Annotated in this window: 9 protein-coding genes; 4 read left to right on the forward strand and 5 right to left on the reverse strand. The window is 74.6% G+C overall.

Annotation, left to right across the window (positions count from 1 at the left end):
• Window positions 1–4: 4 nt before the first annotated feature.
• Window positions 5–14065, reverse strand: coding sequence for a type I polyketide synthase (locus tag ACFXHB_RS09140; protein WP_380573221.1), 14061 nt, complete (start codon window positions 14063–14065; stop codon window positions 5–7).
• A gap of 556 nt (window positions 14066–14621) precedes the next feature.
• On the opposite strand from ACFXHB_RS09140, the gene ACFXHB_RS09145 reads away from it, so the two are divergent.
• Window positions 14622–15581, forward strand: coding sequence for an ACP S-malonyltransferase (locus ACFXHB_RS09145; RefSeq protein WP_380573223.1), 960 nt, complete (start codon window positions 14622–14624; stop codon window positions 15579–15581).
• Complete coding sequence (locus ACFXHB_RS09150) at window positions 15578–16684, forward strand: arylcarboxylate reductase (protein WP_380573224.1); 1107 nt, start codon at window positions 15578–15580, stop codon at window positions 16682–16684. The genes ACFXHB_RS09145 and ACFXHB_RS09150 overlap by 4 nt, the downstream gene beginning before the upstream one ends.
• 84 nt (window positions 16685–16768) lie before the next feature.
• On the opposite strand, the gene ACFXHB_RS09155 is transcribed toward ACFXHB_RS09150, so the two are convergent.
• From ACFXHB_RS09155 to ACFXHB_RS09170, 4 genes are all read right to left on the reverse strand, one after another.
• Complete coding sequence (locus ACFXHB_RS09155) at window positions 16769–17500, reverse strand: pyridoxamine 5'-phosphate oxidase family protein (RefSeq protein WP_380573225.1); 732 nt, start codon at window positions 17498–17500, stop codon at window positions 16769–16771.
• Window positions 17497–18909, reverse strand: a complete 1413-nt coding sequence (locus ACFXHB_RS09160; protein ID WP_380573226.1) for a hypothetical protein — start codon at window positions 18907–18909, stop codon at window positions 17497–17499. The genes ACFXHB_RS09155 and ACFXHB_RS09160 overlap by 4 nt, the downstream gene beginning before the upstream one ends.
• 27 nt (window positions 18910–18936) lie before the next feature.
• On the reverse strand, window positions 18937–20142 hold the full coding sequence (locus tag ACFXHB_RS09165) for a phosphatidylserine decarboxylase (protein WP_380573227.1): 1206 nt from the start codon (window positions 20140–20142) through the stop codon (window positions 18937–18939).
• 607 nt (window positions 20143–20749) lie between these two features.
• On the reverse strand, window positions 20750–21763 hold the full coding sequence (locus tag ACFXHB_RS09170; protein ID WP_380573228.1) for a hypothetical protein: 1014 nt from the start codon (window positions 21761–21763) through the stop codon (window positions 20750–20752).
• A 305-nt stretch (window positions 21764–22068) separates the two neighbouring features.
• On the opposite strand from ACFXHB_RS09170, the gene ACFXHB_RS09175 reads away from it, so the two are divergent.
• Both ACFXHB_RS09175 and ACFXHB_RS09180 read left to right on the forward strand, forming a co-directional pair.
• Window positions 22069–22314 (forward strand): hypothetical protein, encoded by a 246-nt coding sequence (locus ACFXHB_RS09175; RefSeq protein WP_380573229.1) that lies wholly within the window; start codon window positions 22069–22071, stop codon window positions 22312–22314.
• 1066 nt (window positions 22315–23380) lie between these two features.
• Entirely contained in the window at window positions 23381–25600 is a 2220-nt protein-coding gene (locus ACFXHB_RS09180) for an alkaline phosphatase D family protein (RefSeq protein ID WP_380573230.1), read from the forward strand.
• Window positions 25601–25982: the final 382 nt, after the last annotated feature.

The following is a 25982-nucleotide window of genomic DNA, read 5'->3' on the forward strand; positions in this document are numbered from 1 at the left end:
TCCCTCAGGCCATTCCGAAGTCGTTGTCGAGCAGGTCGAAGAGTTCGTCGGCGGTCGCCGCCGCCAGGGTCACCGGCGGCTCGGCCTCGGCCGGGTCCCGGTCGGCCCGTTCGCCCCAGCCGCGCAGCAGCTCGCGCAGCCGGGAGCCGATCTCGCGGCCGCCCGGCCCGGCCGGGTCGAGCGAGGCCAGGGCCTTTTCCAGCAGGTCGAGTTCGGCCTCGGCCGGGCCGCGCTCCGGTGGGCGGAGACCGCGCTCCAGCAGCGCGGCCAGCGCGGCCGGGCTCGGGTGGTCGAAGATCGCCGTCGGTGGCAGCGACACGCCGGTGACCGCGCTCAGCCGGTTGCGGAAGCGCACCGCGAGCATCGAGTCGAAGCCCAGGTCGGCGAACGGCCGGTCGGGCCGCACGGCCGCCGCCGAGGCGTGCCCGAGGGCCGCGGCCGCGTGGGCGCCGACCAGCTCGACCAGCACCCGGTGCCGCTCCGCCCGGTCCAGCGGCGCCAGCCGCAGTGCCAGGTCGCCGGCCGGGTCCGTCGCGCCGTCCGTCCCACCGGCCGCCACCGGGTCGCCGACCGGGACGGCGGGAGCCGCCGCGGCGCCGGCGGCCAGGGCCGCCCAGCCGCCGCGCCCGGGGGTGGGCAGCCAGTAGCGCTCGCGGGCGAAGGCGTAGGTGGGCAGCCGGTCCGGCCGCAGGGGGCGCTCGGCCCGCCAGGCGACCGGCGCGCCCGCCGTCCAGGCCTCGGCCAGCGCCCGCAGCAGGCGGTCGGGTCCGCCCTCCCCGCGCCGCAGGGTCGGGACGGCGGTGGCCGGCCGTCCGGCGGCCTGCGCCGAGCCGTCGACCGCCGCCACCAGCACCGGGTGCGGGCTCACCTCGACGAACAGCTCGTACCCGGCCGTCAGCAGCGCCGAGACCGCGGTGTCGAAGACGACCGGCTCGCGCAGATTGCGGTACCAGTACGCGGAGTCCAGCAGCGCGCCGTCGATCCGCCCGCCGGTGACCGCCGAGAAGATCGGGACCTCGGCGGGCCGGGGCCGCACCGAGGCGAGGTGCGCCAGCAACTCCTCGCGCACCTCGGCGACCTGCGCGGAGTGCGCCGCGTACGCCACCGGGATCCGCCGGGCCCGCACCCCGGCGCGCTCGCAGTCGGCCAGCAGCGCGACGAGCCGCTCCGGCACGCCGGCCACCACCACCGCCCGCGGCCCGTTGACCGCGGCCACGGCGAGCTCCGACCCGTACGGTTCGAGCAGCTCGGTGACCCGGTCCAGCGCGGCCGACACGGAGACCATCCCGCCCGCGCCGTCCAGTCGGCGCAGTACCCGGCTGCGCAGGGCGACGACGGTGGCGCCGTCCTCCAGGGAGAGGGCGCCGGCGACGACGGCGGCGGCGATCTCGCCCTGGCTGTGGCCGACCACGGCGGCCGGTTCGACGCCGTACGAGCGCCACAGCGCGGCCAGCGAGACCATCACCGCCCACAGCGCCGGCTGCACCACCTCGACCCGGTCCAGCGGGTCGCCGGCGCGCAGCAGCCCGGTCAGCGACCAGTCGACGTGCGGGGCGAGGGCCTTCTCGCACTGCGCCATCCTCTCGGCGAAGACGGGTGCGGTGTCGAGGAGTTCGACGGCCATGCCGGCCCACTGCGAACCCTGGCCGGGGAAGACGAAGACCGTGCCCGGCGCGCCCGCGCGCCCCTCGAACACCCCGCCCGAGGGCAGGCCCTCGGCCAGCGCGGCCAGTTCGGCGCGCAGCGCGTCGCGGTCCACGCCGACCAGGGCGGCCCGCTGGGGCAGCGCGGCCCGGCCGGTGGCCAGGGTGCGGGCGGTCTCGGTCGCGGTGAGCCCGGGGTCGGCGTCGATCGCGGCCAGCAGCCGGCCGGCCTGTCGGCGCAGCCCGGCCGCGTCGCGGGCCGAGAGCAGCCAGGGCAGTCCGGTCGCGCCGGTCGTACCGTCCGTGCCGGTGCCGCCGGTCGTGCCGCTCGCGTCGCCGGCCCCGGCCGGAGCGGGCTCGGGGGCCTGCTCCAGGACGGCGTGCGCGTTGGTGCCGCTCATCCCGAACGAGGAGACGGCGATCCGGCGCGGGCGCCCGTCCTCGGTCTCCCACGGGCGTGCCTCGGTCAGCAGCTCGACCGAGCCCGCCGACCAGTCCACCCGGGTCGAGGGCCGCTCCGCGTGCAGGGTCCTGGGCAGGACGGCGTGCCGCAGCGCCAGCACGCTCTTGATCACCCCGGCGACGCCCGAGGCGGCCTGGGTGTGGCCGATGTTGGACTTCAGCGAACCCAGCCACAGCGGCTTGCCCGCCGGGCGGCCCTGCCCGTAGGTGGCCAGCAGCGCGCCCGCCTCGATCGGGTCGCCCAGCGTGGTGCCGGTGCCGTGCGCCTCCACCGCGTCCACCTCGGCGGCCGACAGCCCGGAGTTGGCCAGCGCCTGACGGATCACTCGCTGCTGGGCCGGCCCGTTGGGCGCCGTGAGCCCGTTGCTGGCACCGTCCTGGTTGATCGCCGTGCCGCGGACCACGGCCAGCACCGGGTGGCCCAGGCGCCGGGCCTCGGCCAGCGTCTCGACCAGCAGGACGCCCACCCCTTCCGACCAGCCGGTGCCGCCGGCCTCGTCGGAGAACGAGCGGCACCGCCCGTCGGCGGCCAGCCCGCGCTGGCGGCTGAACTCCACGAACGCGTCCGGGCTCGCCATCACCGCCGCCCCGCCGACCAGGGCGAACGAGCACTCCCGGGCCCGCAGCGACTGCCCGGCCAGGTGCAGCGCCACCAGCGAGGAGGAGCAGGCGGTCTCCACCGTCACGGCCGGGCCCTCCAGGCCCAGCGTGTAGGCGATCCGGCCGGAGGCCACACTGGTCACCGTGCCGCTGAGCAGGTGGCCCTCGACGTCGGCCGCCGGATCCTGCGGCCCGGCGCCGTAGCCCTGCGCGGCCACGCCGAGGAAGACCCCGCCGCCACTGCCCCGCAGCCCCGCCGGGTCCAGACCGGCCCGCTCCACGGCCTCCCAGGCGGTCTCCAGCAGCAGGCGCTGCTGCGGGTCCATGGCCAGTGCCTCGCGCGGCGAGATGCCGAAGAACGCGGCGTCGAACTCGCCCGCGTCGTGCAGGAATCCGCCCGCGGTGGCGTAGAAGGTGCCGGGCGCCTCCGGGTCGCCGCTGTACAGCGCGTCCAGCGGCCAGCCGCGGTCGGTGGGCAGCCCGCCCACCGCGTCCGTGCCGTCGGCGACCAGCCGCCACAGGTCCTCCGGGGAGCGCACCCCGCCGGGGAACCGGCAGGCCATCCCCACCACGGCCAGCGGCTCGTCCACCGGCAGCGGACCCCCGGTCGCGGCGACCGCGCCGCCGGCCCGACCGGCCGGCCGGTCGACCAGCAGCGACAGCAGGTGCTCGGCCAGCGCGGTGGCGGTCGGGTGGTCGAAGACGGTGGTGACGGCCAGTTCCAGACCGGTCGCGGTGACCAGCCGGTTGCGCAGGTCGACGGCGGTCAGCGAGTCGAAACCGACCTCGCGGAACGGCCGTTCGGGGTCCACTGCGGTCGCGTCGGCGTACCCGAGCGCGGCCGCCGACTCGCCGCGCACCAGATCCACCAGAAGCCGCTGCCGGGCCTCGGGGCCCAGCGGTGCCAGCCCGGCCCGGAGCAGGGCACCGGGGGACGACTCCGCGTCCGGAACGTTCCGCGGTCCACCGTCGCCCCGGTCCTCGCCCCCGTCCCCGCCCCGGCCGTCGTCGGCGGACGCCGTCCGGGCGGCGGTCAGGTCGGCCAGCAGCGGGCTGCGCCGGGCCGACTCGAAGAGCGCCGCGAAGCGGGTCCAGTCCAGATCGGCCACCACGAGGTGCGTCTCGTCCAGCTCCAGGGCCTGCTCCAGCGCGTCCAGCGCGGTCGCGGGCGCCATCGGGCGCAGCCCCAGCGCGCGCAGCAGCTCGCCGGTGGGGCCCTCGGCCATCCCCGCCCCCGCCCACGGCCCCCAGGCCACCGAGGTCGCGGGCAGGCCGCGCGAGCGCCGGTGCTCGGCCAGCGCGTCCAGCTGGGCGTTGGCGGCGGCGTACGCCCCCTGCCCGGCGCTGCCCCAGGCCGCCGACACCGACGAGAACAGGACGAAGGCCTCGATCCGCCGGCCCTCCAGGAGGGCGTCCAGGTTGGCCGCGCCCGCCGCCTTCGCGGCGCACTCGGCGGCCCAACCCTCCGGCGTGCAGCGGGCCAACGGCGTGTCGGAGGTCAGCCCGGCGGCGTGCACCACCGCGTCGACCCGCTCCTCGCCGAGCCCGTCCAGCAGGGCGGCCAGCGCGGCGCGGTCCGCCACGTCGCAGGCCGCCACCGTGACCTCGGTGCCGAGCGCGGTCAGTTCGGCGGCCAGCCGCTGCGCGCCCGGGGCGGCTGGACCGCGCCGGCTCGTCAGCACCAGGCGCCGGGTGCCGGTACGGGCCAGCCGCCGGGCCAGGTGGGCGCCCAGCCCGCCGGTCCCGCCGGTGATCAGCACCGTGCCGCGCAGGGTCGCGAAACCCGCCGACGGGGCGGTGGCGGCCGGGACCGGGGAGCGGCGCAGCCGGCGGCTCAGCAGACCGGACGGGCGGACCGCGAGCTGGTCGTCACCGCCCGCTCCGGCCAGTACCGCGCACAGCCCCTCCCAGGCCGCGTCGTCCGGCTCGGCGGGGAGGTCCACCAGCCCGCCCCAGCGCTCGGGGTGCTCCAAGGCGGCGACCCGCCCCAGGCCCCAGAGCCGGGCCCGCTCGGGCCGCCCGACCGGCTGCCCGCCGGCCGCCACCGCGCCCCGGGTCGCGCACCACAGCGGCGCGGTCACCCCGGCGTCGCCCAACGCCTGGACCAGGACGAGCAGGTCGACGTCGGTGCCGGGCAGGGCCAGGACCCCGTCGACGGCGGCGGGCAGCCGGCCGGCCAGCGCGGCGCGGTCCGTGTCGTACGCCGTCCGCAGCAGCTCGACCTCGGCGCCCCGGGCGGCCAGCGCCCGCGCGGCGTCGGCGGCGTGACCGTCCGCGTCGGCGCCCTCGGGCAGCACCAGCAGCCAGCGGCCCGTGAGCCGGGCCGCCGGCTCCGGCTCCAGCGGCTGCCAGTCGATCCGGTAGCGCAGGCGCTCGGTGGCCGGGGCGGCGACGGCGGGCGCCGGCCAGAACCGGCGGTGCTGGAACGGATAGCCCGGCAGCTCGACCCGGCCGGCGCCGGTGCCCCCGGGACTCCAGTCCACCGCCGTGCCGTGCACGTACAGCCGGGCCAGCGCGGCCGTCACCGACTCGTCCTCCGCCCGCCCCTCGCGCAGCAGCGCCACCGCAGCGCCCTCGGGGGTGTCCGGCAGGCACTCCTGCACCAGCGCGGAGAGCACCCCGCCGGCGCCCAGCTCCACGAAGCGGTCGGCGCCCTCGGCCCGGAGCCGCCGCACGCCGTCCAGGAACCGGACGGTGCCGCGCGCGTGCCGCACCCAGTAGTCGGGGGAGCACAGCTGCTCGGCGCCGGCCGGCCCACCGGTGAGGTCGGAGATCACCGGCAGCGTCGGCGGTCGGTACGCCAGGCCCGCCGCGACCTCCCGGAAGGCCGCCAGCATCGGCTCCAGCCGCGCGGAGTGGAAGGCGGTGCCCACCGCCAGCCGCTTGGTCCGCCGCCCGCGCGCCCGGAACTCGTCCGCCACGGCCAGCACCGCCGCGCGGTCACCGGAGAGCACGCAGGAACGTGGCCCGTTCACCGCGGCCAGGTCGACCCCCGGCACGGCCGGCACCGCCGCGAGCTCCTCCTCGGTCGCCTCGACGGCCACCATCGCGCCGCCCTCGGGCAGCTCGTCCATCAGCCGGCCGCGCGCGGCCACCAGCGCGCTCGCGTCCGCCAGGTCCAGTACCCCGGCCGCGTGCGCGGCGGACAGCTCGCCGATCGAGTGCCCCAGCAACAGGTCGGGCCGCACACCGTGGTGCTCCAGCAGGCGCAGCAGCGCGGTCTGCAGGGCGAACAGCGCGGGCTGGGTGTACCGGGTGCGGTCCAGCAGCCCGGCCTCCGTACTGCCCGGCGCGGCGAACATCACCTCGCGCAGCGGCCGGTCCAGATGCGGATCCAGCGCCGCCAGCACCTCGTCCAGCGCGTCGGCGAAGACCGGCTCGGCACGGTACAGCCCGGCCCCGGCCCCGGCCCGCTGGCTGCCCTGGCCCGGGAGGAGGAACGCCGTCCGTCCGCCCGCCCGCACCACGCCGGTGGTCACCGCCGCCGAACGGGCGCCGTCGGCCAGCGCCCGCAGGCCCTCGCGCAGCGCCGTCCGGTCCGCGCCGTGCACGGCGGCCCGGTGCTCCAGACCGGCCCGGCTCACCGCGAGGGCCCGGCCCAGCTCCGCGAGGTCGACCTCCTCCCGCCCGTCCAGACGGCCGATCAGCTGCTCGGCTCGGGCCCGCAGGGCGGCCGGGCCCCGGGCCGACAGCAGCAGCGGCGCACGGCGCGCGGGCAGCGGCGCCCGCACGGGCCGGTCGGGTGCCTGCTCCACGATCACATGGGCGTTGGTGCCGCTGATCCCGAACGAGGAGACGCCCGCCCGGCGCGGCCGGCCGGTGTCCGGCCAGGCGACGGACTCGGTCAGCAGCCGCACCGTGCCCGAGGACCAGTCCACGTGCGGGTTGGGCTCCGTGATGTGCAGGCTCCGGGGCAGCAGGCCGTGCCGCAGCGCCAGGACCGTCTTGATCACCCCGGCGACCCCGGCGGCGGCCTGGGTGTGGCCCAGGTTGGACTTGACGGAGCCGAGCAGCAGCGGCCGGTCCGCGGCCCGGCCGCGCCCGTACACCGCCTGCAGCGCCTGGGCCTCGATCGGGTCGCCGAGCCGGGTGCCGGTGCCGTGCGCCTCCACCGCGTCGACCTGGTCGGCGGTCAGCCCCGCGTCGGCCAGCGCGGCCTGGATGACCCGCTGCTGGGAGGGGCCGTTGGGCGCGGTCAGGCCGTTGCTGGCGCCGTCCTGGTTGACCGCGGTGCCCCGGATGACGGCCAGCACCCGGTGGTCGCGGGCCACGGCGTCGGAGAGCCGCTCCAGCACCAGCACGCCGACGCCCTCGCCCCAGCCGGTGCCGTCCGCGTCCGCCGAGAAGGCCTTGCACCGCCCGTCCGGCGCCAGCCCGCGCTGACGGCTGAACTCCACGAACAGCTTGGGCGTGCTCATCACCGTGACCCCGCCGGCCAGCGCCAGCTCGCACTCCCCGCGCCGCAGCGACTGGGCCGCCAGGTGGAGGGCGACCAGCGAGGACGAGCAGGCGGTGTCCACGGTCAGCGCCGGACCCTCCAGCCCCAGGGCGTAGGAGATCCGGCCGGAGAGCACACTGGCCGTGTTGCCGGTGAGCAGGTGGCCCTCGGAGATCCCCTCGGCACCCGCCAGCGCGTCCACGTAGTCCTGGCCGTTCGTGCCGACGAAGACACCGACCCGGCCGCCGCGCAGCGCCGACGGGTCCTGCCCGGAGTCCTCGACCGCCTGCCAGGCGGTCTCCAGCAGCAGGCGCTGCTGCGGGTCCATGGCCAGCGCCTCGCGCGGGCTCACCCCGAAGAACTCGGCGTCGAAGCCGCCGGCGTCCGCCAGGAAGGCGCCGCTGCGGCTGTAGGTCGTGCCGGGGCGGTCCGGGTCCGGGTCGAACAGCCGCTCGGTGTCCCAGCCGCGGTCGGCCGGCCAGTCACCGACGGCGTCCCGGCCCTCGGCCAGCAGCTCCCACAGCTCCTGCGGCGAGCCCACCCCGCCCGGGAAGCGGCAGGCCATGCCGACCAGGGCCAGCGGCTCGTCCCCGGCCGGCCCGGTGGCCGCGCCGCCCCCGGCCGCACCGGCGGTGCCCGGTTCGGCCGGCTCCCGCGCCAGACCCAGCTCGGCCAGCAGCCGCACCGCCACCGCGTGCGGCGTCGGGTGGTCGAAGAGCACGGTCGCGGGCAGCCGCAGACCGGTCGCCGTACCCAGCCGGTTGCGCAGCTCGACGGCGGTCAGCGAGTCGAAGCCCAGCTCGGCGAACGCCCGCGCGGGCAACACGGCCCCGCTGTCGGCGTGCCGCAACACGGCCGCGGCGCCGGCGCGCACCAGGTCGGTCAGCAGGTGCAGCCGCTCGCCCGGGGACAGCGGGGCCAGCCGGCCGGCCAGCTCGCCGGGCCGGTCCACCGGCGCGGGCCGGACCTCGGCGGGCTCCGCGGCGGCGGCCACCGGCAGCCGTCCCAGCAGCGCCGACCGCAGTCCGGACGACTCGGCCAGCCGCCGCCAGTCCACGTCCGCGACCACCACCAGCTCGTCGTCCTCGCCCAGCGCGCGGGCCACCGCGGTGATCGCGCTGCGCGGTGACATGGTCGGCAGACCGCGCTCGCCCAACCGCCGGGCCACCTCGTCGGCCAGCATGCCGGCGCCCGCGCCGCCGGTTCCCCGCTCGGCCCCGTCGGTGCCCCAGGCACCCCAGGCGATCGCGGTACCCGGCAGGCCGGCCGCCCGGCGCCGCGCGACCAGCGCGTCCAGGGCGGCGTTGGCCGTCGCGTAGTTGCCCTGACCGGCGTTGCCGACCACGCCCGTCACCGAGCTGAACACCACGAAGGCGGACAGCTCCAGGTCGGCCGTCAACTCCTCCAGCAGCAGGGCCGCGGTCAGCTTGGCGCGCAGCGAGAACGCCATCCGCTCGGGCGTCAGCGCGTCCAGCACCCCGTCGTCCAGCGCCCCGGCGGCGTGCACCACCGCGTCCGGCCGGTACGCGGCGACCACCGCGGCGAGCCGCTGCCGGTCCGTCACGTCGCAGGCCAACGGCTCCACGGCCGGCCCGAGCTCCGCCCGCAGCGCCGCCGCCCCGGGCGCCGCCGCACCCCGGCGGCTGAGCAGCACCACCCGCTCGGCACCCTGCGCCACCAGGCGGCGTGCCAGCTGCGCCCCGACCGCGCCGGTCCCGCCGGTCACCAGCACCGTCCCGGCCGGCCGCCACACCGCCGCGCCCGGCCCGGAGTCCCCGGCCGCCCGGACGGGGGCGGCCAGCAGGCGGCGCCCGTGCACGCCCGTGGACCGCACCGCGACCTGCTCCTCGTCCCGCGGCGCCGCGAGCACCGCGCACAGTCGCCGCGCCGCCCGCTCGTCCAGTCCCGCGCCGTCGGCGGGCGGAAGGTCCACCAGCCCGCCCCAGCGCTCGGGGTGCTCCAGCGCCACCGTGCGCGCCAGCCCGGCCACGGCACCCTGCACCGGGCCGCCCGGCCGCTCACCCGCGCCGAGCACCGCCGTCCCGCTGACCAGGCACCACAGCGGCGCTCCCACGCCCGCGTCGCCCAGTGCCTGCACGAGGGCCAGGGTCAGCGCGACCGCGCCCGGCAGATCGGCGAACTCCGGGTGCGGGCGTTCCTCGTGGGCCAGCAGCGAGAGCACCCCGGCCGGTGCCTCCCCCTCGCCGAGCGCCTCGGCCACCCGCTCCGCCAGCGCCTCGCGCCCCGCTCCGGGACCTGTCACGGTGAGCGGGAGCACGTCCAGGCCCACCGCGGCGAGCGCCTCGACCACCCGGTCGGCGGCGCCGCTCTCCGGCAGCACGGCCAGCCAGCGGCCCGCCGGCGCCTCGGCCGGCTTCAGGCCCAGCGGCTGCCAGCCGATCCGGTAGCGCCAGGAGTCGGCCTCGGCGGTCGCGGCCCGTTCGGCCCGCCAGTCCGCCAGCGCGGGCAGCACCTCGCCGAGCGCGGCCGGACTCACCTGGAGCTCGGCCGACAGCGCGGCCGGCTCCTGGCGCTCCAGGACGTCCCACAGAGCGTCGGCGGACGGGCGCGCATCCGGGGGCGTGGTCGTCCTCGGGGCGAGCCAGAACCGTTCCCGCTGGAAGGGGTAGGTGGGTAGTTCGACGCGTCGGCCTCGGGGGATGGTGGTGGTCCAGTCGATGGTGAGGCCGGTGGTCCAGGCGTGGGCGAGGGAGGTGAGGAGGCGTCGTCGGTCGCCGTGGTCGCGGCGCAGGGTGGGGAGGGTGACGGCGGTGTCGAGGGTGTTCTCGATGGCGGGGGTCAGGACGGGGTGGGGGCTGGTTTCGACGAAGTGGGTGTGGCCGGTTTCGTGGAGGGTCTCCAGGGCTTGGGTGAGGAGGACGGGTTGGCGCAGGTTGGTGTACCAGTAGGTGGTGTCGGGTGGGGTGGTGAGCCAGTCGCCGGTGACGGTGGAGTACATCGGGATCCGTGGTGCCCGGGCTTCGATTCCGGCGAGGTCGGTCAGGATGCGTCGCCGCAGCCGGTCGACGTGTGGGGAGTGTGAGGCGTAGTCGACGGGGATCGTTCGGGCCCGTACGCCGTCGTGTTCGCAGGTGGTGAGGAGTTGGGTGAGGGCGTCGTTGTCGCCGGCGACGACGGTGGTGGTGGGGGAGTTGTGGGCGGCTATGGAGATGCGGTCGGTCCAGGGGGCGAGCAGTTCGGTGGTGCGTTCGGCGGAGAGTGCGAGGGAGACCATGCCGCCGTCACCGGCGATGGTGTGCAGGGCCCGGCTGCGCAGGGCTGAGACCCGGGCGCCGTCTTCGAGGGTGAGGGCGCCGGCGACGACGGCGGCGGCGATCTCGCCCTGGGAGTGGCCGAGGACGGCGTCGGGGTGGACGCCGTGGTGCTGCCAGAGCGCGGCGAGGGAGACCATGACGGCCCAGAGGGCGGGTTGGACGATGTCGACGCGCTCCAACGGTTCGCCCTCGCGCAGGAGTTCGGTGAGGGACCAGTCGACGTGCGGGGCCAGGGCCTGCTCGCACTGCGCGATCCGCTCGGCGAAGACGGGCTCGGTGTCCAGGAGCGGGGCGGCCATGCCGGGCCATTGGGAGCCTTGGCCGGGGAACACGAAGACCGTGCGCCCGCGCGGTTCCGGCGCGCCCTGGAGGAGCCGGGGGTCCGGGCTTCCGCCGGACAGCGCGGTGAGGGCGTCGCGCAGTCCGTCGGCGGTGCCGACGGCGACGGCGCGGTGGTCGAAGACCGCGCGGCCGGTGGCGAGCGAGTGGGCGATGTCGGCGGGGTTTCCGTCGAGGGTGAGCAGCCGATCGGCTTGGTCGCGCAGGGCTTCGGGGGAGCGGGCGGACAGCGGCCAGGGGACGATGGTGTCCCTGTCGTTCGACGGTTCCGCGGGCTGTTCCTCGGGGGCTTGTTCGAGGACGACGTGGGCGTTGGTGCCGCTCACGCCGAAGGAGGAGACGCCGGCTCGGCGTGGCCGTCCGCCCTGGGTCCGCCAGTCCCGTGCCTCGGTGAGCAGTTCCACCGCGCCCGTCGACCAGTCGACGTGCGGGGTCGGGTCGTCCACGTGCAGGGTCCTGGGCAGCACGCCGTGCCGCATCGCCAGCACCATCTTCATGACGCCCGCCACCCCGGCCGCGGCCTGGGTGTGGCCGATGTTGGACTTCAACGACCCCAGGAGCAGCGGCTGTTCGGCGGGCCGCTGCCGGCCGTAGGTGGCCAGCAGGGCCTGGGCCTCGATCGGGTCGCCGAGCGTGGTGCCGGTGCCGTGCGCCTCGACCGCGTCGACCTGGTCGGCGGTCAGCCCCGCGTCGGCCAGCGCGGCCCCGATGACCCGCTGCTGGGAGGGGCCGTTGGGGGCGGTCAGGCCGTTGCTGGCGCCGTCCTGGTTGACCGCCGAGCCGCGCAGCACCGCCAGCACCGGGTGGCCGCCGCGGCGGGCGTCGGAGAGGCGCTCCAGCACCAGCACGCCCGCGCCCTCGGCCAGGCCGAAACCGTCGGCGGCGGCCGCGAAGGCCTTGCACCGCCCGTCCGGCGCGAGCCCGCCCTGCCGGCTGAACTCCATGAACATGCCGGGCGTGCTCATCACGGTCACGCCGCCCGCCAGGGCCAGGTCGCACTCCCCGCGCCGCAGGGACTGGGCGGCCAGGTGGAGGGCGACCAGCGAGGAGGAGCAGGCGGTGTCCACCGTGACGGCCGGGCCCTCCAGGCCGAACACGTACGACACGCGGCCCGAGGCCACACTGCCGGCGGTGCCCGTCAGCAGGTGACCGGAGTGCTCCGAGCCGGAGGTGAGGTCCGGGCCGTAGTCCATCGCCATCGCGCCGACGAAGACCCCCGTTCGACTGCCGCGCAGCGATCCGGGCTCGATCCCGGCCCGCTCGAAGGCCTCCCAGGAGGTCTCCAGGAGCAGCCGCTGCTGCGGGTCCATCGCCTCCGCCTCGCGCGGCGAAATCCCGAAGAACCCGGCGTCGAAGAGGTCGGCCCCGGCCAGGAAGCCGGCCTCGCGCTGGTAGTAGCGGCCGGGCTCGCGGCCCTCGGGCGCGTAGCCGGCGGCGAGGTCCCAGCCGCGTCCGGACGGGAACGCCCCGACCGCGTCGCCGCCCGCCGCCACCAGCTCCCACAGCCGCTCCGGCGAGTCCACCCCGCCCGGGAAGCGGCAGCCCATCGCGACGATCACCACCGGGTCGTCCCGGTCGGCGGGAACGGGCGCGGCCGCCGCCCGGACGTCGTCGTCGGCCCCGGTCAGCTCGGCCAGCAGGAACTCCGCGACCGCGCGCGGGGTCGGCCGGTCGAAGACCAGGGTGGCGGGGAGGTTCAGCCCCGTCGCCGCGCCGATCCGGTTGCGGGTCGCCAGCGCGCTGACCGAGTCCAGCCCGAGCGCCACGAAGCTGTGGTCGGCGTGCACCGGCCCGCCGCGACCCAGCGCCTCGTTGACCGCCCCGCCGACGAGGTCGAGCAGCAGTGCGCGCTGCCGCTCCTCGGCCAGCCCGGCGAGCCGGTGCGCCAGCCCGACGGAGCCGTCGGCACCGTCCGCGGCCGCTTCCGGCTGCCCGTCGGCCGCCGGGCCGGCGGACCGCCACGCCTCGTCGGCCTCCCAGGACGGCTCCACGGCCCGCCCGCCAGCCTCGGCCGCGAGCGCGGCCAGGTCCGGGGCGTGCCCGTCCACGAACAGTTCGCCGAGGGCCGTCCGCACCCGCTGCGGCCCGCCCTGGCCGCGCCGCAGCGAACCGCGGACCCGGGCGTCCAGCCCGGCGGCTCGGGCGGTCTCCTGGAGCGCCGAGGTCAGCACCGGGTGCGGGCTGACCTCCAGCAGCAGCCGGTGGCCGTCGGCCAGCAGCGCCGTGGCGGCCTCCGCGAACCGCACGGTGCCGCGCAGGTTGCGGCACCAGTGGTCGGCGTCCAGCACCGGGTCGGCCAGCCGCCCGCCGGTCAGGCCCGAGTAGAACGGCAGCCGCGCGGGCCGGGGCCGCAGCGGGGCGAGCGCGGCGCGCAGCTCGGGCAGGATCGAGTCGATGTGCGCGGAGTGCGCGGCCAGCCCGACCGCGACCAGCCGCGCGTGCACGCCGAGTTCGCCGGAGCGCGCGACCAGGTCGGCGGCGGCCTCGGCGTCGCCCGAGACGACCACCGAGCCGGGTCCGTTGACCGCGGCCACCGTCAGCCGTCCGTGCCAGCGCTCCAGCAGCGGGCGGACCCGCTCGGCGGGGGCCATCACGGAGACCATCTCGCCGCGTCCGGTCAGCGTGGCCTGCAAGCGGCTCCAGTGCGCGACCACCCGGGCCGCGTCCTCCAGGTCCAGGGCCCCACTGACCACGGCGGAGCTGATCTCGCCCATGCTGTGCCCCAGCACGGCGGCGGGCCGCACCCCGTGGCTCTCCCAGAGCGCGACCAGCGCGAGCGTCACGGCGAACAGGGCCGGCTGCACCACCGCGGCGCCGTCCAGCGCGGGCGCGCCCGCCGTGCCGCGCAGTACGTCCCGCACCGACCAGCCGGTGAACGGCTCCAGTGCCTGCGCGCAGTCGTCCAGCCGGGCCGCGAAGGCCGGTGCCCGGTCCAGCAGTTCCACGGCCATACCGGGCCACTGGGACCCCTGGCCGGGGAAGACGAAGGCCACGGTGCCGTCCCCGGCGGTCCCGGTCAGCGGCACCGGTGCCGTCCCCGCGCCCGCCGGCCCCGTCGTGCCCACCGTCCCCCCGGCCAGCGCGGCGAGTTGTGCCAGCAGGTCGTCCCGGTCGGTCGCCGCGAGCGCGGCCCGGTGCCGTCCGGTGGCCGGCCGACCGGCGAGGGCGGCCGCCACGTCGGCGGCGCCGAGCTCCGGCCGGCCGACCAGTGTGCTGTGCAGCAGCTCCGCCCGGGCGGCCAGGTGGCCCGCGGTGTCCCCGGACAGCGGATACAGGAGGGGCACACCGGTGTCGGATCCGTGAGTCATCGTGCTGCACTCCTTCGCGACGAGCCGGACGGCTGGACGTGGGCGATCCGCCGGGGGCCACCCGGCTGAGCGGTAGGGGCTGGTTCCGTGCGGAGCCCGGGAGGGGGCCCTGCCGGGAGCGGAGGCCCCGGGGCGGCCGGCGGGAACGGGAGTTCCGGGCGCACGGGTGCGACCCGGCGGTGTTCCCCCTCGGACGGGCCGACCGGCGGCGGCGCACCGGTACCCCGGACCGCCTCCTCCGCATTCCCGCTCCGGCGATTTCGACCGGGATCCGCTCGGGGCGCCGACCGGAACGGGAATTGCTGAATGCTCGGGGCATATGCTGCCAGCTCCGAATATCATTTCAATAGCGGGAACCGCGACACTGTCCGTTCGAGGCCGTCGGGACCCTTCCCGGAAGCCGGTCGCGAATGTTTTCGGCATTTCCCCGGGAAGTCCCTGCTACAGTGCTGGGACGGCAGTTGAGCGATCGGTCGGCCATCCTCAGGTGGGACTCGCGCTCCACGCCGACACCCTTCCCGTTTCAGGTTCCAAGGAATTCCCGAAGGAGTCGCGCATGGCACTGGGATATCTTTTCGGCGGCGGTGTCGGAACCGAGCCGCACGGCATCGAGCTGTATCAGGCATATCCGGTGATGCGGGACCTCTACGCCCGCATAGCCGAATGGAGCGAGCTGACCGTCGGGCAACTGCTCGACGAGGATCTGCCCAAGGAGGTCGAGGAGCGCCAGGGCGTCGGCAGCGTCCGGGAGGCCGCGCTGGCGCTGGCCGTGCACGACATCCTCGCCGAGCACGACCTGCACCCCGCGGTGCTCGGCGGCCTGAGCCTGGGGGCGATGACGGCGAGCACGCTGTCCGGGGCGCTGGAGCGGCGCGCGCTGATCGAGATGCTGGCGCACTCCCGCACCGTGACCCCGCCGCCCGCCGACGCGCCTGTCCAGGGCATGGCGCTGGCCTTCGTCCCGGCCGGCACCGAGATCACCGCGCTGACCGGGGACCGGCCCGGCGTCCACCTGTCGGGGGACTTCGGACCGACGGCCGACGGCGCCGCGGCCATCATGATGCTCTCCGGCGAACGGGCCGCGCTGGAGGCGCTGGCCGCCGAGCTGCCGCCCGGCCTGGTCACCCCGCTCCCGGACCGCCCGATCGCGGCCCACTCGCCGCTGCGCGGGTACTTCCGCGCTTTCATGGCCCCCTACATCGACGCGATGTCCTTCGGCGCCCCCGAGCTGCCGCTGGCCTCGTGTCTGGACCGCAAGCTCCTCGTCACCGGCGAGGACGTCCGGGACCTCTTCCACCGCAACGCCACCGACCCGATCAGCGTGGTCGACGTGTACACCGGCATGAAGGAGCAGGGGGTGCGGCTGGGACTGGTGATGGGCGGGTCGATCCCCGACGGCATCCTGCGATTCCCGTTCCCGGTGGTGCACGTGGACCGGCCCGAGCACATCGAGCAGGTCCTGACCACCGTCTACGAGCTCGGCATCGAGATCACCGAGGGGCGGTCCGCGCGGTGACCGGAACGGTGACCGGCGCGGGGACGGCGCGGCCGGGCGCCGCCTGCGACGCGCTGGTCGAGGGCTGGCTCGACACCGACCTCGACGAGTGGACCCGCCGGGTCCTGCGCCGGCACTTCGACCCCGCGACCGGCAGTCCCTACTGGCTGCGCCGGGCCGCCGGGCTGGACTTCGACCCCCGGGACATCACCCGCTACGAGGAACTCACCGCCTTCGGCCCGTTCCCGTTGGAGGACCTGCGCTCCGGCGACCCGGCGGACCTGGTCCCGCTCGCCGTGCCGCGCCCGCTGACCGGGCGGGTCTGGGACACCGGCGGCACCACCGGCGCGCCCTGCCGGGTCTTCTACACCCCGGACATGCTGCTGCACCGCGGGGCGTGGCGGCGTTGGTCCTTCGTCAGCGAGGGCTTCGAGCCCGGTCGGAGCTGGTTGCAGGCCACTCCGACCGGGCCCCACCTGATCGGCAACGGCGTCTGGGAGTCCAGCGAGCTGTACGGCGGCCGGGTGTACACGATCGACATGGATCCGCGGTGGGTGAAGCGGCTGATCCGGGGCGGCCGGCTGGCCGACGCCCGCGAGTACACCACCCACCTGCTGGAGCAGATCGCCGATGTCCTCGGGCGCGGCGGGACGCACTACGCCACCACCACGCCGGCGATCTTCCAGGCGCTCCGGCAGCGCCACCCCGAGCTGGTCGCCGCGCTCGACGGGGTCCGGCTCAGCGGGACCCAGATCTCACCGGACACCCACCGGGACTTCGTGGCCGCGTTGAACGGCGGCATCTGCGGCATCAGTTACGGCAACACCTTCGGCAACGCGGCCGGCCTGGCCGAGCGGCAGACGGCGGAGCTGCTGCCGTACGTGCCCAACTACCCGCAGGTGACGATGGCGGTGGTGGACCGGGAGGACTGGTCGACCCCGGTGGCGTACGGGTCCTCGGGGCGGGTGCGGCTGACCGTGCTCCACGAGGACCTCCTCCTGCCCAACGTCCTGGAGCGCGACCAGGCGCTGCGCTACGACTGCGCCGGGCTCTGGCCCAGCGACGGCGTGGCCAACGTCCGGCCGCTCCAGGTGACCAACACCGCCCCGGAGGGTCTCTACTGACCGGCCGCCGCCCGGGCCCGGGCGGCGGCGAGCGGTTGCCGTCGGAGGGCGCCCGCTGATCTGAGGTGATCCGGGGGAGAGGGGTTAGGTGGTCCTGCCGATGAGCCGCAGGACGGAGTCCGGCGGGTCGGCGTCCTTGTCCTTGACGTGCGAGTCCGGGACCGCCGGCCCGTAGACCTGGCGCATCGGGAGCACGCCGCCCCAGGCGTCGCCGTGGTCCCAGTCCCAGTCCTGCTGGGTCTCGTGCTCCGGCTCGGCGGTGTGGTGCCGCTTCAGGTGTACCGTCGCGTTCTCCGTCAGGCTGACGGAGAGGACCCCGGTGGTGGGGGTGTGCTCCCCGTCCGAGTCCAGCTCGCCGCCCTTGCCGTCCTTGATCGGGCGCAGCTCCGGCCACCGCCCCGGGATCACCTGGTCGCTGAGCGCCTCGAACGCCTTCGCCCGGTCGGCCGGATCGACCTTCCGCGCGATGCCGTCCACCACCACGGAGCGGTAGTTGAGGGAGGTGCTGATCGCCGCCCGCCCGACGACCAGGCCGTCGAGCAGGGTGACGGCCAGGCAGACCGGGACCCCGTCGTCGTTCCACAGCTGCCGCAGCGAGGACGCCGCCTTGGTCTGCGGCGGCCAGTAGACGGAGCCGTGCAGAAAGAGGCGCTGCTCGTTCCCGTCCTCGTGGTACGCGTAGACCATGGGCACGCACCTCGGCCTGCCCGTCTCGGGGTCGACGTGGGCGAGGGCGCAGACGTAGGCCTGCTTGAGGACGGCCGTGGCCGCCGCCAGGTCGGCCGCCTCGGCCGTCCCTTCGAGGTGACCGCTCACCCGGTCTCCCCGGTGGCGTCGTCCTGGGCCTTGGCCAGGACGGCCCGGGCCACGCCGGCGGGGTCCTGGCCGTGGAAGGGGCGGTCGAACAGCCAGTTGTAGAGCATCTCCCGGGAGATCCGCGGCTGGTAGGCCGGTACTTCGTGGCCGGCGTCGGGCACCGCGACCTGGGTGACGTTGTTCAGGGCGCGGACGAAGCCCTTCGGGTTGCCCTGCGCCTGCTTCCAGATCAGCCGCGGGGCCGCTCGCCAGCCGTCCTTCATGATCTCGTCGAGGATCTCCTCGGTGCTCTGGTACCCGCAGGCCGTGTCGAAGTCCCCGGTGTAGAGCAGGATCCGGTAGTTCTCCTCCGCGTGGATCAGCTCGGCGTACAGCGGCGAGGCATCCGCCATGTTGTCGGCCTTCAGGGCGGTGGCCACCGGACCGGAATTGTCCGCGGACTTCCACTCGTGGTCGACGTGCAGGGCCTCCTTGACGGCGGCGGTGTTGAGGTAGACGGGCAGCGCACCCGCGGACAGGTCCTCCCAGCGCCGTACGTCGTAGACGTCGAAGTCGCCTCCGTAGGCCAGGATCGCGTTGACCAGGCCGTTGCCGAGATCGGTGGCCTCCTTCATCCCGCCGGCCCTGAGGACGTCCTGGAAGTGCTTGTACGAGAAGTCCAGGACGTCCTTCTGGCCCTTGCCGAGGAACCCGGACGCGTAGGCGTAGTCGATCATGACGCGGATCGAGAGTTCCGGTCTGATCCAGCCGTTGCCCACGGCGATCCCCCGCAGATTGACGTGCGTTCCGGGTGCCTTGAGGTTCTTCTGGTGGATCTTCCGGGCGATGTAGGGCACGTACTTGCCCGCGTAGCTCTCACCACAGACGTAGAGCGGGCACTTCTGGTACTCCGGGTATGTTTCGAGGAACCGGACCAGGGCCCGGTGGAACATCTCGCTGAGTTCGTCCTCGTCCTGGACGTACGTCTCCGACGTCGCGCAATAGCTGTATCCCGCGCCGACCGGCTGGTCCCAGTAGAGGACGTGGGCTTCCTGGTTCCAGGTGTCGGCGCTGACCGAGAGGGTCCCGGCGGCGTCGTCACCGATGCGCAGCGGCCCGTTCTCCAGGAAGAGCCCCAGGAGCGAGGAGGCGCCGGGACCGCCGTTGAGCCAGATCAACAGCGGCGTCTTCTCGATCAGGTCCTTCTGCTCGTCGGCGTCGACATGGGGATCGCAGGTCTGGCTCTCGAAGAACCAGTAGAACAAGCGGCTCCTGTCGGTGCCGGGGCCGTCGACGTCCGCGTACCCGGCGTAGGACCGGACCGTCTTCGGGACTTCCTCCTCCCCCTTCTTCGTGGGGTCGGGAAAGAAGTGGATCGTCTGGGTGTCGAAGGCGTTCGCCGGGATCGCGTACACGGGCTGACGGGGCATGGTTCACCTTCCGTTCCGGGAGGGGGGTCAGGACGCCGGCGTGACGCGTCCGGGAAGCGGGCGGACGTAGCGGTCGACGTAGCGCTCGGTGTGCGCGACCTCCTGGAGGACTCCGATGCGCTGGCCCAGGAGGAGCTGGAGCGCGGGGAACCGCTTCTCCTCGAACAGCAGGATGTTCAGTGAACCGCCGTACTGGAAGTAGCCGATCTCGTCACCCTTCTTCACCTCGACCGGGGTCGACTCCGCCGTGATCCTCCGGAACGGGTCGAGGAACTTCACGGAGCCGATCGAGTTGAGGCCGACGGGGATCAGGGCGACATGGCCTTCGCCGTCCGGTTCCCCGTTGTGGTCCACGTACGGCGTCTTGATGATGACGTATCCCCGGCGGAAGTCCTCGAACAGGCTGTAGTCGTACCCGTAGCCGACGTTCCCCTTGTTGAGCAGGTCGGGGAAGTCCCGGATCCCGTAGTAGACGCCGCCGATGTCGTCGCGGGCCTCGACCACCTGGCCGCCGACCGGGGCGTGGTAGCGGTGGTAGGTGTCGGGCATGAGGATGCACGACACGGCCGTCCCGCCGATGAACTTCTCGGCGTACGGGGAGCCGTCGAGCAGCCTGCTGACACTCATGGTCACGGCCGCCTTGATCGGGAGCGGCGTGTCGGGTGCCAGATTGTCGACGATCATGTTGATGACGCAGTCGGTCGGGGCGGTCACGACGCTGGGGTCGTCGGGGGAGTCGATCGGCCGCTTGCCGGATTTCAGCTCTCTGATGAAGAACTTGTTGAGGGTCGACCAGTCCCCCTCCTTGAAGTCGGCCATTCGCTTCGGGCCGAGTTCGTCGATCCATTGCTGGACCAGGTTCTCGGAATCCGTGGAGTCCATCTGCTGACCCTGCAGCCGGGTGAATTCGGACAGCACCTCGCGCCCCGATTCGCTGGTCACGAACGCGAGCCCCGCGGCGTTCTCGTAGCTGATCCAGCTGAATCTACGGATGTACTGGAGCCCGTCGGAGATGGGCTGCTTCCAACCCCAGTCGTACCATTCTACGAAGAATTCTGCCAGGGTCTTTCCGGTCGCTCCTCGCCAGTCCTTGTAGACGTCGGAATCCGGGTACACCGTGGGAGGCGTCAAACCCCTGATCGCCGCGTCGAACTTGCGCCTGAAATCGCTTTCCTCGTCATCGTAGAGCCTCTCGACCTTCTCCTTGAACTCTTTGATGTTCTGTACCGCCATTGTCGGGTTCCTTTCGTGCGGTGGGATCGTCCCGGGTGCTGCCGCACCCTCACCAAGTACGTCCCGATCCGCGAGGAACCGCGTCCGCAGCTACGCCGTTCGTCTGGAAACCACATCCGCCCGGCGGTACACCGCGTTTCGCCGCCCGGCGTGGGTGGTCCTGAAGTGGCGGATCCGCAGGAGGACTTCGGCGGGGGGGGGGGCAGGTGCCGGTGGCCGACGGGTCCGGCCGTCCCGGACACCTGCGGTCGCCCCGACCCGACGAGGCGTCCGAGGGGGCACCGTGATCCGCGCCGCCGAGCCTGACCGCCGCTGCCGACACCGCCGACCCGCTCGCCGCGCGGCCGACGGCCGCTCCGGCACCGCTGGGAGACCGGCCGGAACGCCTACCGTTCGGTGGCGCCGTGAACCGGAGGCGGTCGTCGACCGGCAGCCGACGAGGGCGGCGGCTTCGCGTTCGTCGGTGAGCCGAGCGCCGCAGACCCACGGCGGTCCGACCGGCCGCGCCGTGGTGACGACGTGGCCGGGTCCCCCACGCTCGTCGACGTGGGGGACCCGGCCCTCAGGGTACGTCCACCGGGGGTGGACCGGGGACGGATCGGGTGGGTCAGGCCGCTTGGTCGGGTCGGTTGTCGATGACGATGCGGGTCAGGGGGCGGCCGTCGACCTGTGTGCCGGAGTCGGCGGGCCGGGTGCGGCGGATCGCGCTGGACAGGTCGATGTAGTAGGCCAGGGCCATGGCGCTGTCCTGGAGGTTGCGGACCGGGCCGGTACTGGCTTCCCAGTAGGTGGTGAAGAGGGAGTCGACGGCGGCCATGAGGCTGAGCCCGGGCAGTCGGACGGTCACCATGTCGTCCTTGCCGTCGCCCTCGGTCGCGGGCAACTGGAAGTACTCGGCCGCCGCGGTGCGGGAGGCGATGAACCGCCAGGTGTGCGGGTGGCAGACCAGCTCCGCGGTACTGATCCGGGCGGCGGTCTTCAGGGTGTCGAACAGCGCCGCCTCCAGGGAGGCGCGCGCCTGTTCCGCCGTGGGCGGGGGCGTCGGGGCCAGGGCGGCGGCCGGCTGGGGGGCCGGAACCCGGTGCCCGGTGACCGTGGTCAGTTCGGTCAGCATGTCGGTGGCGGCCCGTTCGGTGCTGTCGGCCTGTTCGGTGTTGCCGGCCTGTTCGGTGGTGGCGGGGGTCTGGTCGGGCTGCTGGTCGGGCATGGCGGTCTCCTTCGCGGGCTCGGTGGTCGGGGCGGCTGCGTCAGTGCCCGGATTCGCGGCGTCGGCCGGCACCGCCCGGGCGGAGCTCTCGGCTTTCGTCGTCGGGTCGGTGGTGGCCGGCCGGGCGGCCGGGGCCGTCGTCAGCTCCGCGATCCCGGTCTCCCAGGCGGCCCGGGCCTCGGCCAGCTCGCGGCGCAGGTCGCCGATCTCCTGTCGGGCCTGGGCGAGTTCGCGCTGATCGCGGTCGAGGGCGCGGAGCACCTGCGTGCGGGTCTCGTCCAGGCCCTGGCTGATCGTCGTGACCAGCTCGGTGCGCAACTCCTCGCCGCCGGTCCGCAGTCCCCGCAGTTCGTTCAGCAAGGCAGGGGCGGTCTCGGTCCGGAGAAGCGCGATCTGGTCGGCGGTCCTCGTCATGTGCCCTCCCGGTGGCAGCGCGCGGCGGTGGGCCGTGCCCGGGCCAAGCGTGCTGGGCGTCCCACTGGCAGGGGGCGTGTCGAGAGGCGCTGTCCCGATTCGCGCGATCACTGTCCGGAATCACATCGTCACATCGCGAAGGAGTGCTACGCCCGTTCGATCAACGGTCAGAAGGCCGTTCCGCGCGGCGCGTCGCTCGGCTGCCCATCGAACCGGGGCCGGGTCGGCGGGCCCGCTACCTCCTTCCGGTGATCCTCGGCCGGACCACTGTCCCGACCGGTGTTCCGCACGCCAGGATGGCTGTCATGACCATTCCCGCACCTGAGGCACTCCTGTCCGTCGACGTGATCGACGGCTCCCGGGCCGAACTCGCCGGCGTCCTGGAGAAGCTGCTCGACCTGCTCCCCACCGAGAACCGCGGCCGGGGCCCCGGCGCGACCGTGCTGCACCTGGACGACGCCGAGTACGGGGCGGGCCCGGCGGTCGTCGTCCAGGCCGACCAGCTCGACCCGCTCGTGGCGATGCTCGCCGAGCTGCTCCCCGACCGGTAGCGGCGAACCGGCCCCGCGACCGCCGGGTCCCCGACCCCCACCGACTGACGGACGTGGACCGCACGCGTCCGGTCCGCTGATCGGCCGACCTGGCCGGCGGCTCTGGACAGGCCAGCGGTCGCCTGGGCCTGCGGGTGGCTTCCGGACGCCGTCGGCCGCATCGCGCACGCCGTACGGACCTGTGGACGCACCCCGAGTGCGAGGGGGCGTACGCCCTCGTCGGTGGGTGGCTGCCGCGCGGCCGCGGTGCGACAGGTCCCGGATAACGTCTTGATAACGGCTCGGGACGGGGAGTCGGCGGGGCACTCCTCAAAGGAGCCGGTCCTCGTTCGAACGCGCGTGGCGTTTTGGTGGAAGGGGTGTTCGGTGGAAGCTTCTCCGGCGGTTTGGAAGGAGGGTGACAAGGATGTCCGGCCGCTGAGTCGCACGGACTGGATCGAAGGGGCGGAACTCCGTTTCGAAGTGGTCCCAAAGTCGCGGTGAGAAATGTCGGGCGGGCCCGGTCATACACGTTTCGAAGTGTTCGTCTCAATTTCACCTGAACATCCGATGGCAGACCGCAGGCCACGGATCCTTCCTGCGGTACGTCAGCTGCGGGAGGTCGTCGTTCGGGTGGCCGTTCCCCTTCGTGCATCGCCCGAAGGACGATCGTGGGATTTTCACGGGGCCCTCCCGGTCCCGGATCGTTCTTGGTCGGACAAAGAGCCGGGACGGGCGGCGACTTCCCCGTCCACCGGCCGCGTATTTCTCTCCTGTCGGATTCCGCTCGCGAATGCCCGGTACGCGAGTATTGACAGCCTCATTGAGTTGCCGCTTGAGTTCCACTCGATCCAAAGCCCCGGCACGCCGGCTCCCGGCGTCATTCCCGGGTCTGGCGCATCCGGACGGCTGAGCCGCTCGTCCGGCCGTCCTGCCCGCCGCCCAGCACACACCGCCGACCCGAGTCCCGGGCACCGTCCCACGGCTGCCGATCGAGTTGACCGAACACCTCACCCCTGGCCCGACCGCGCCCCGTGCGTGGCCGTGGTTCGACGGCATCCCATTCCCACCACCGCAGGAGAAGACCATGGACGACTCCTCCCGTTCCCCGTCCGAGATCAGCCGCCGCAGAGTGGTGCAGCTGCTGGGCGTCGGCGCGGCGGCGACCGCCGCCGGCACCACCGTCGCGAGCCCCGCCGTCGCGGCACCGGCGGCCGCGGACCCGCTGCCGCCCCTGCGGGCGGCGGTGCTGGAGTACCCCGACCCGTGGACGAAGGCCGTCGGGCTGAGCCGGCTGCTCACCGGCGCCGGCTTCACCGTGGTCCCGCTGGACACGACCCGGGCGGCCACGGCCCAGGGCGTGGATCTGATCGCCTTCGGCAGCTTCACCAACAACGGCCCCGACTACTACCGGTACGTGTCGGAGCGGGCGGAGTCGCTGCGGGAGTTCGTCCGGCTCGGAGGGGTGGTGCTCGACCTCGCCCAGTCCGACCAGAACGACACCGCCGCCGTCCCCTACCTGCCGGCCACGATGAACGCGGTGCGCACCGACGACGACTACCACACGATCTACCGCAGGGCCGCCGGTCACCCGCTGGTGTCCGCCCTGCCGGAGGTCTCCGGCCAGGTGTTCACGGGCCGCGCCGCCGCGGTCCCGGTCAGTTGGGAGACGGTCGGTTCCTGGCAGGCGATGCGGGTCCTGCTGGCCTGCGGGAGCGCCGACCCGGCGCCGGCGGCCCTGCTGGAGGGCGCGCGCGGCGCGGGCAGGTTCCTGGTCTCCAGCCTCACCGTCGACAAGTGCTACGCGGCGGTGGGCGGAGCGGAGGTGCAGCCCGGGCCGGCCGTGCGGGACAGCCTGACGTTCTTCACCGCCCTGGCCGGCTACGTGGGCCGGGTGAAGGCGGGGACCGCGCCCGCGGTGGTCGCCACCGCGCCGCGCCCCCTGCCCTCGGTCGGTCCGCTCGTCGGTCACGTCGACGAGAGCACCGCCCGCGTCTGGGCCCGGCCGGGCCAGGCGGCGAGTTACGCGAACTGGCGCTGCAAGGTGCGCTCGGTCGATTGGGAGCGGACCTTCACCGCGACGATCTCGGCCGCCAACGACGACACCCTCCTGGTCGACGTGTCGGGCCTGCGGGCGAACACGAGGTACGACTTCACCATCAGCCCGGAGAAGGCCATCTCCGGTTTCGTCCCGCTGACCGGCTCGTTCCGGACCGCGCCGGCGGCGGGCGCGGCCGCCAAGGTGGTGATGGGCCTGGGCTCCTGCGCGGACACGGTGGCCAACCCCGTGTGGACGCGGATCATCGACGAGGGCTGCGACAGCTTCGTCATGCTCGGCGACACCCCGTACGCCGACGTCTCCGTCCCGGGCGTCAACGACTTCCTCACCCAGGCGCGCACGCAGCACCGCAGGTTCCTGGCCGTGCCCGAGATCGCCGGCCTGGTCAGGTCGATGCCGGTCTGGGGCACCTGGGACGACCACGACTTCGCGGGCAACGACTCCGACGGCACCTGGGCCCGCAAGTACGACTTCCGCAAGGCGTTCGTCGACTACCGTGCCAACGCCTCCTTCGGTCACGCCACCGGCGTCACCGGGGTGCTGACCGACCGGAGCCCCGGCGAGGGCGTCTACACCTCCTTCCGGCGCGGCCCGGTCGAGGTGTTCCTCATCGACCCGCGGTGGTTCTCCGACAAGACCACCAAGGTCTGCCTGGGCAGCGTCCAGCGGGCCTGGCTGGAACGCGCCCTGCTCGCCAGCACCGCCACCTTCAAGGTCCTCGCCTCGGGGATGGTCTGGTACGACAAGGTGCACACCGAGAGCGACGACTGGAACACCTACAGGACCGAGAAGGACGCGCTCCTCGCCTACATCAAGGACAAGCGCATCTCCGGCTGCGTCCTGGTCAGCGGGGACATCCACGTCTCCCGGGCCGTCAAGAACTTCGACGGCACTCCGGACTACGTCGCCGGAACCCCCGACACCCCCGTCTCGACCCCGGCCGGCTACGACCTGTGGGAGTACGTCGTCAGCCCCCTGCACGGCAGGACGCTCGGCACCGTGTTCGACGTCAGCACCGCCGCGAAGACCGGGGCCACCCACCCCACGCGATGGAACGCGGCCACCCCCGCCCAGAAGCAGCGCGACCCCGTGAAGTGGAGCAAGGACGAGCCGTTCACCTTCCTCAAGCTGGAGGCCGACACCACGGTGAAGCCGGCCAGGCTCACCGCCCAGTGGATCAACCGGGACGGTGCCGTGCTGCACACCCAGATCCGCACCATCGACGAGCTCACCCCGCCCCCGGCCTGACAGCCCCGTCGGGGGGGGGGGGGGGGGGGCCCCCCCCCCCCCCCCCCCGACCACCCACCCGGGCCACCCGCGCCGCCCCCGAGCACGCCGTCCGAGACTCGACCGCGGGCCGCCCCTGCGGTGGGGGAGGAGGGCTCCGTTCCGTTCTGGTCGGGGAAACCGCGTCGCAACCCTGTCGACTTGTTCGTATATCAGATACCCTTCGTTCGCTGGTCGGAGTTCCGGATCCGCACCTGACCCGAGCCTGACGACTCCGGGTACCGGCATGACGGGTGGGCCCGGGCCGGTACCCGGCCCCCGGCCGGCACCGCCCGGGCACCGGGGGGGCCCGCGGCGCCCCCCCCCCCCCCCCCCCCCCGGCGCGGGGGGCCGGCGCCGCCGC

Source organism: Kitasatospora sp. NPDC059327, from assembly GCF_042752535.1.
Lineage (GTDB): Bacteria > Actinomycetota > Actinomycetes > Streptomycetales > Streptomycetaceae > Kitasatospora.

Excerpts from the sequence above, each read along its gene's own strand:
- ACFXHB_RS09140 (WP_380573221.1), bottom strand. The coding sequence starts at position 14,065 with ATGACTCACGGATCCGACACCGGTGTGCCCCTCCTGTATCCGCTGTCC.
- ACFXHB_RS09145 (WP_380573223.1), top strand. The coding sequence starts at position 14,622 with ATGGCACTGGGATATCTTTTCGGCGGCGGTGTCGGAACCGAGCCGCAC.
- ACFXHB_RS09160 (WP_380573226.1), bottom strand. The coding sequence starts at position 18,909 with ATGCCCCGTCAGCCCGTGTACGCGATCCCGGCGAACGCCTTCGACACC.
- ACFXHB_RS09165 (WP_380573227.1), bottom strand. The coding sequence starts at position 20,142 with ATGGCGGTACAGAACATCAAAGAGTTCAAGGAGAAGGTCGAGAGGCTC.
- ACFXHB_RS09170 (WP_380573228.1), bottom strand. The coding sequence starts at position 21,763 with ATGACGAGGACCGCCGACCAGATCGCGCTTCTCCGGACCGAGACCGCC.
- ACFXHB_RS09175 (WP_380573229.1), top strand. The coding sequence starts at position 22,069 with ATGACCATTCCCGCACCTGAGGCACTCCTGTCCGTCGACGTGATCGAC.
- ACFXHB_RS09180 (WP_380573230.1), top strand. The coding sequence starts at position 23,381 with ATGGACGACTCCTCCCGTTCCCCGTCCGAGATCAGCCGCCGCAGAGTG.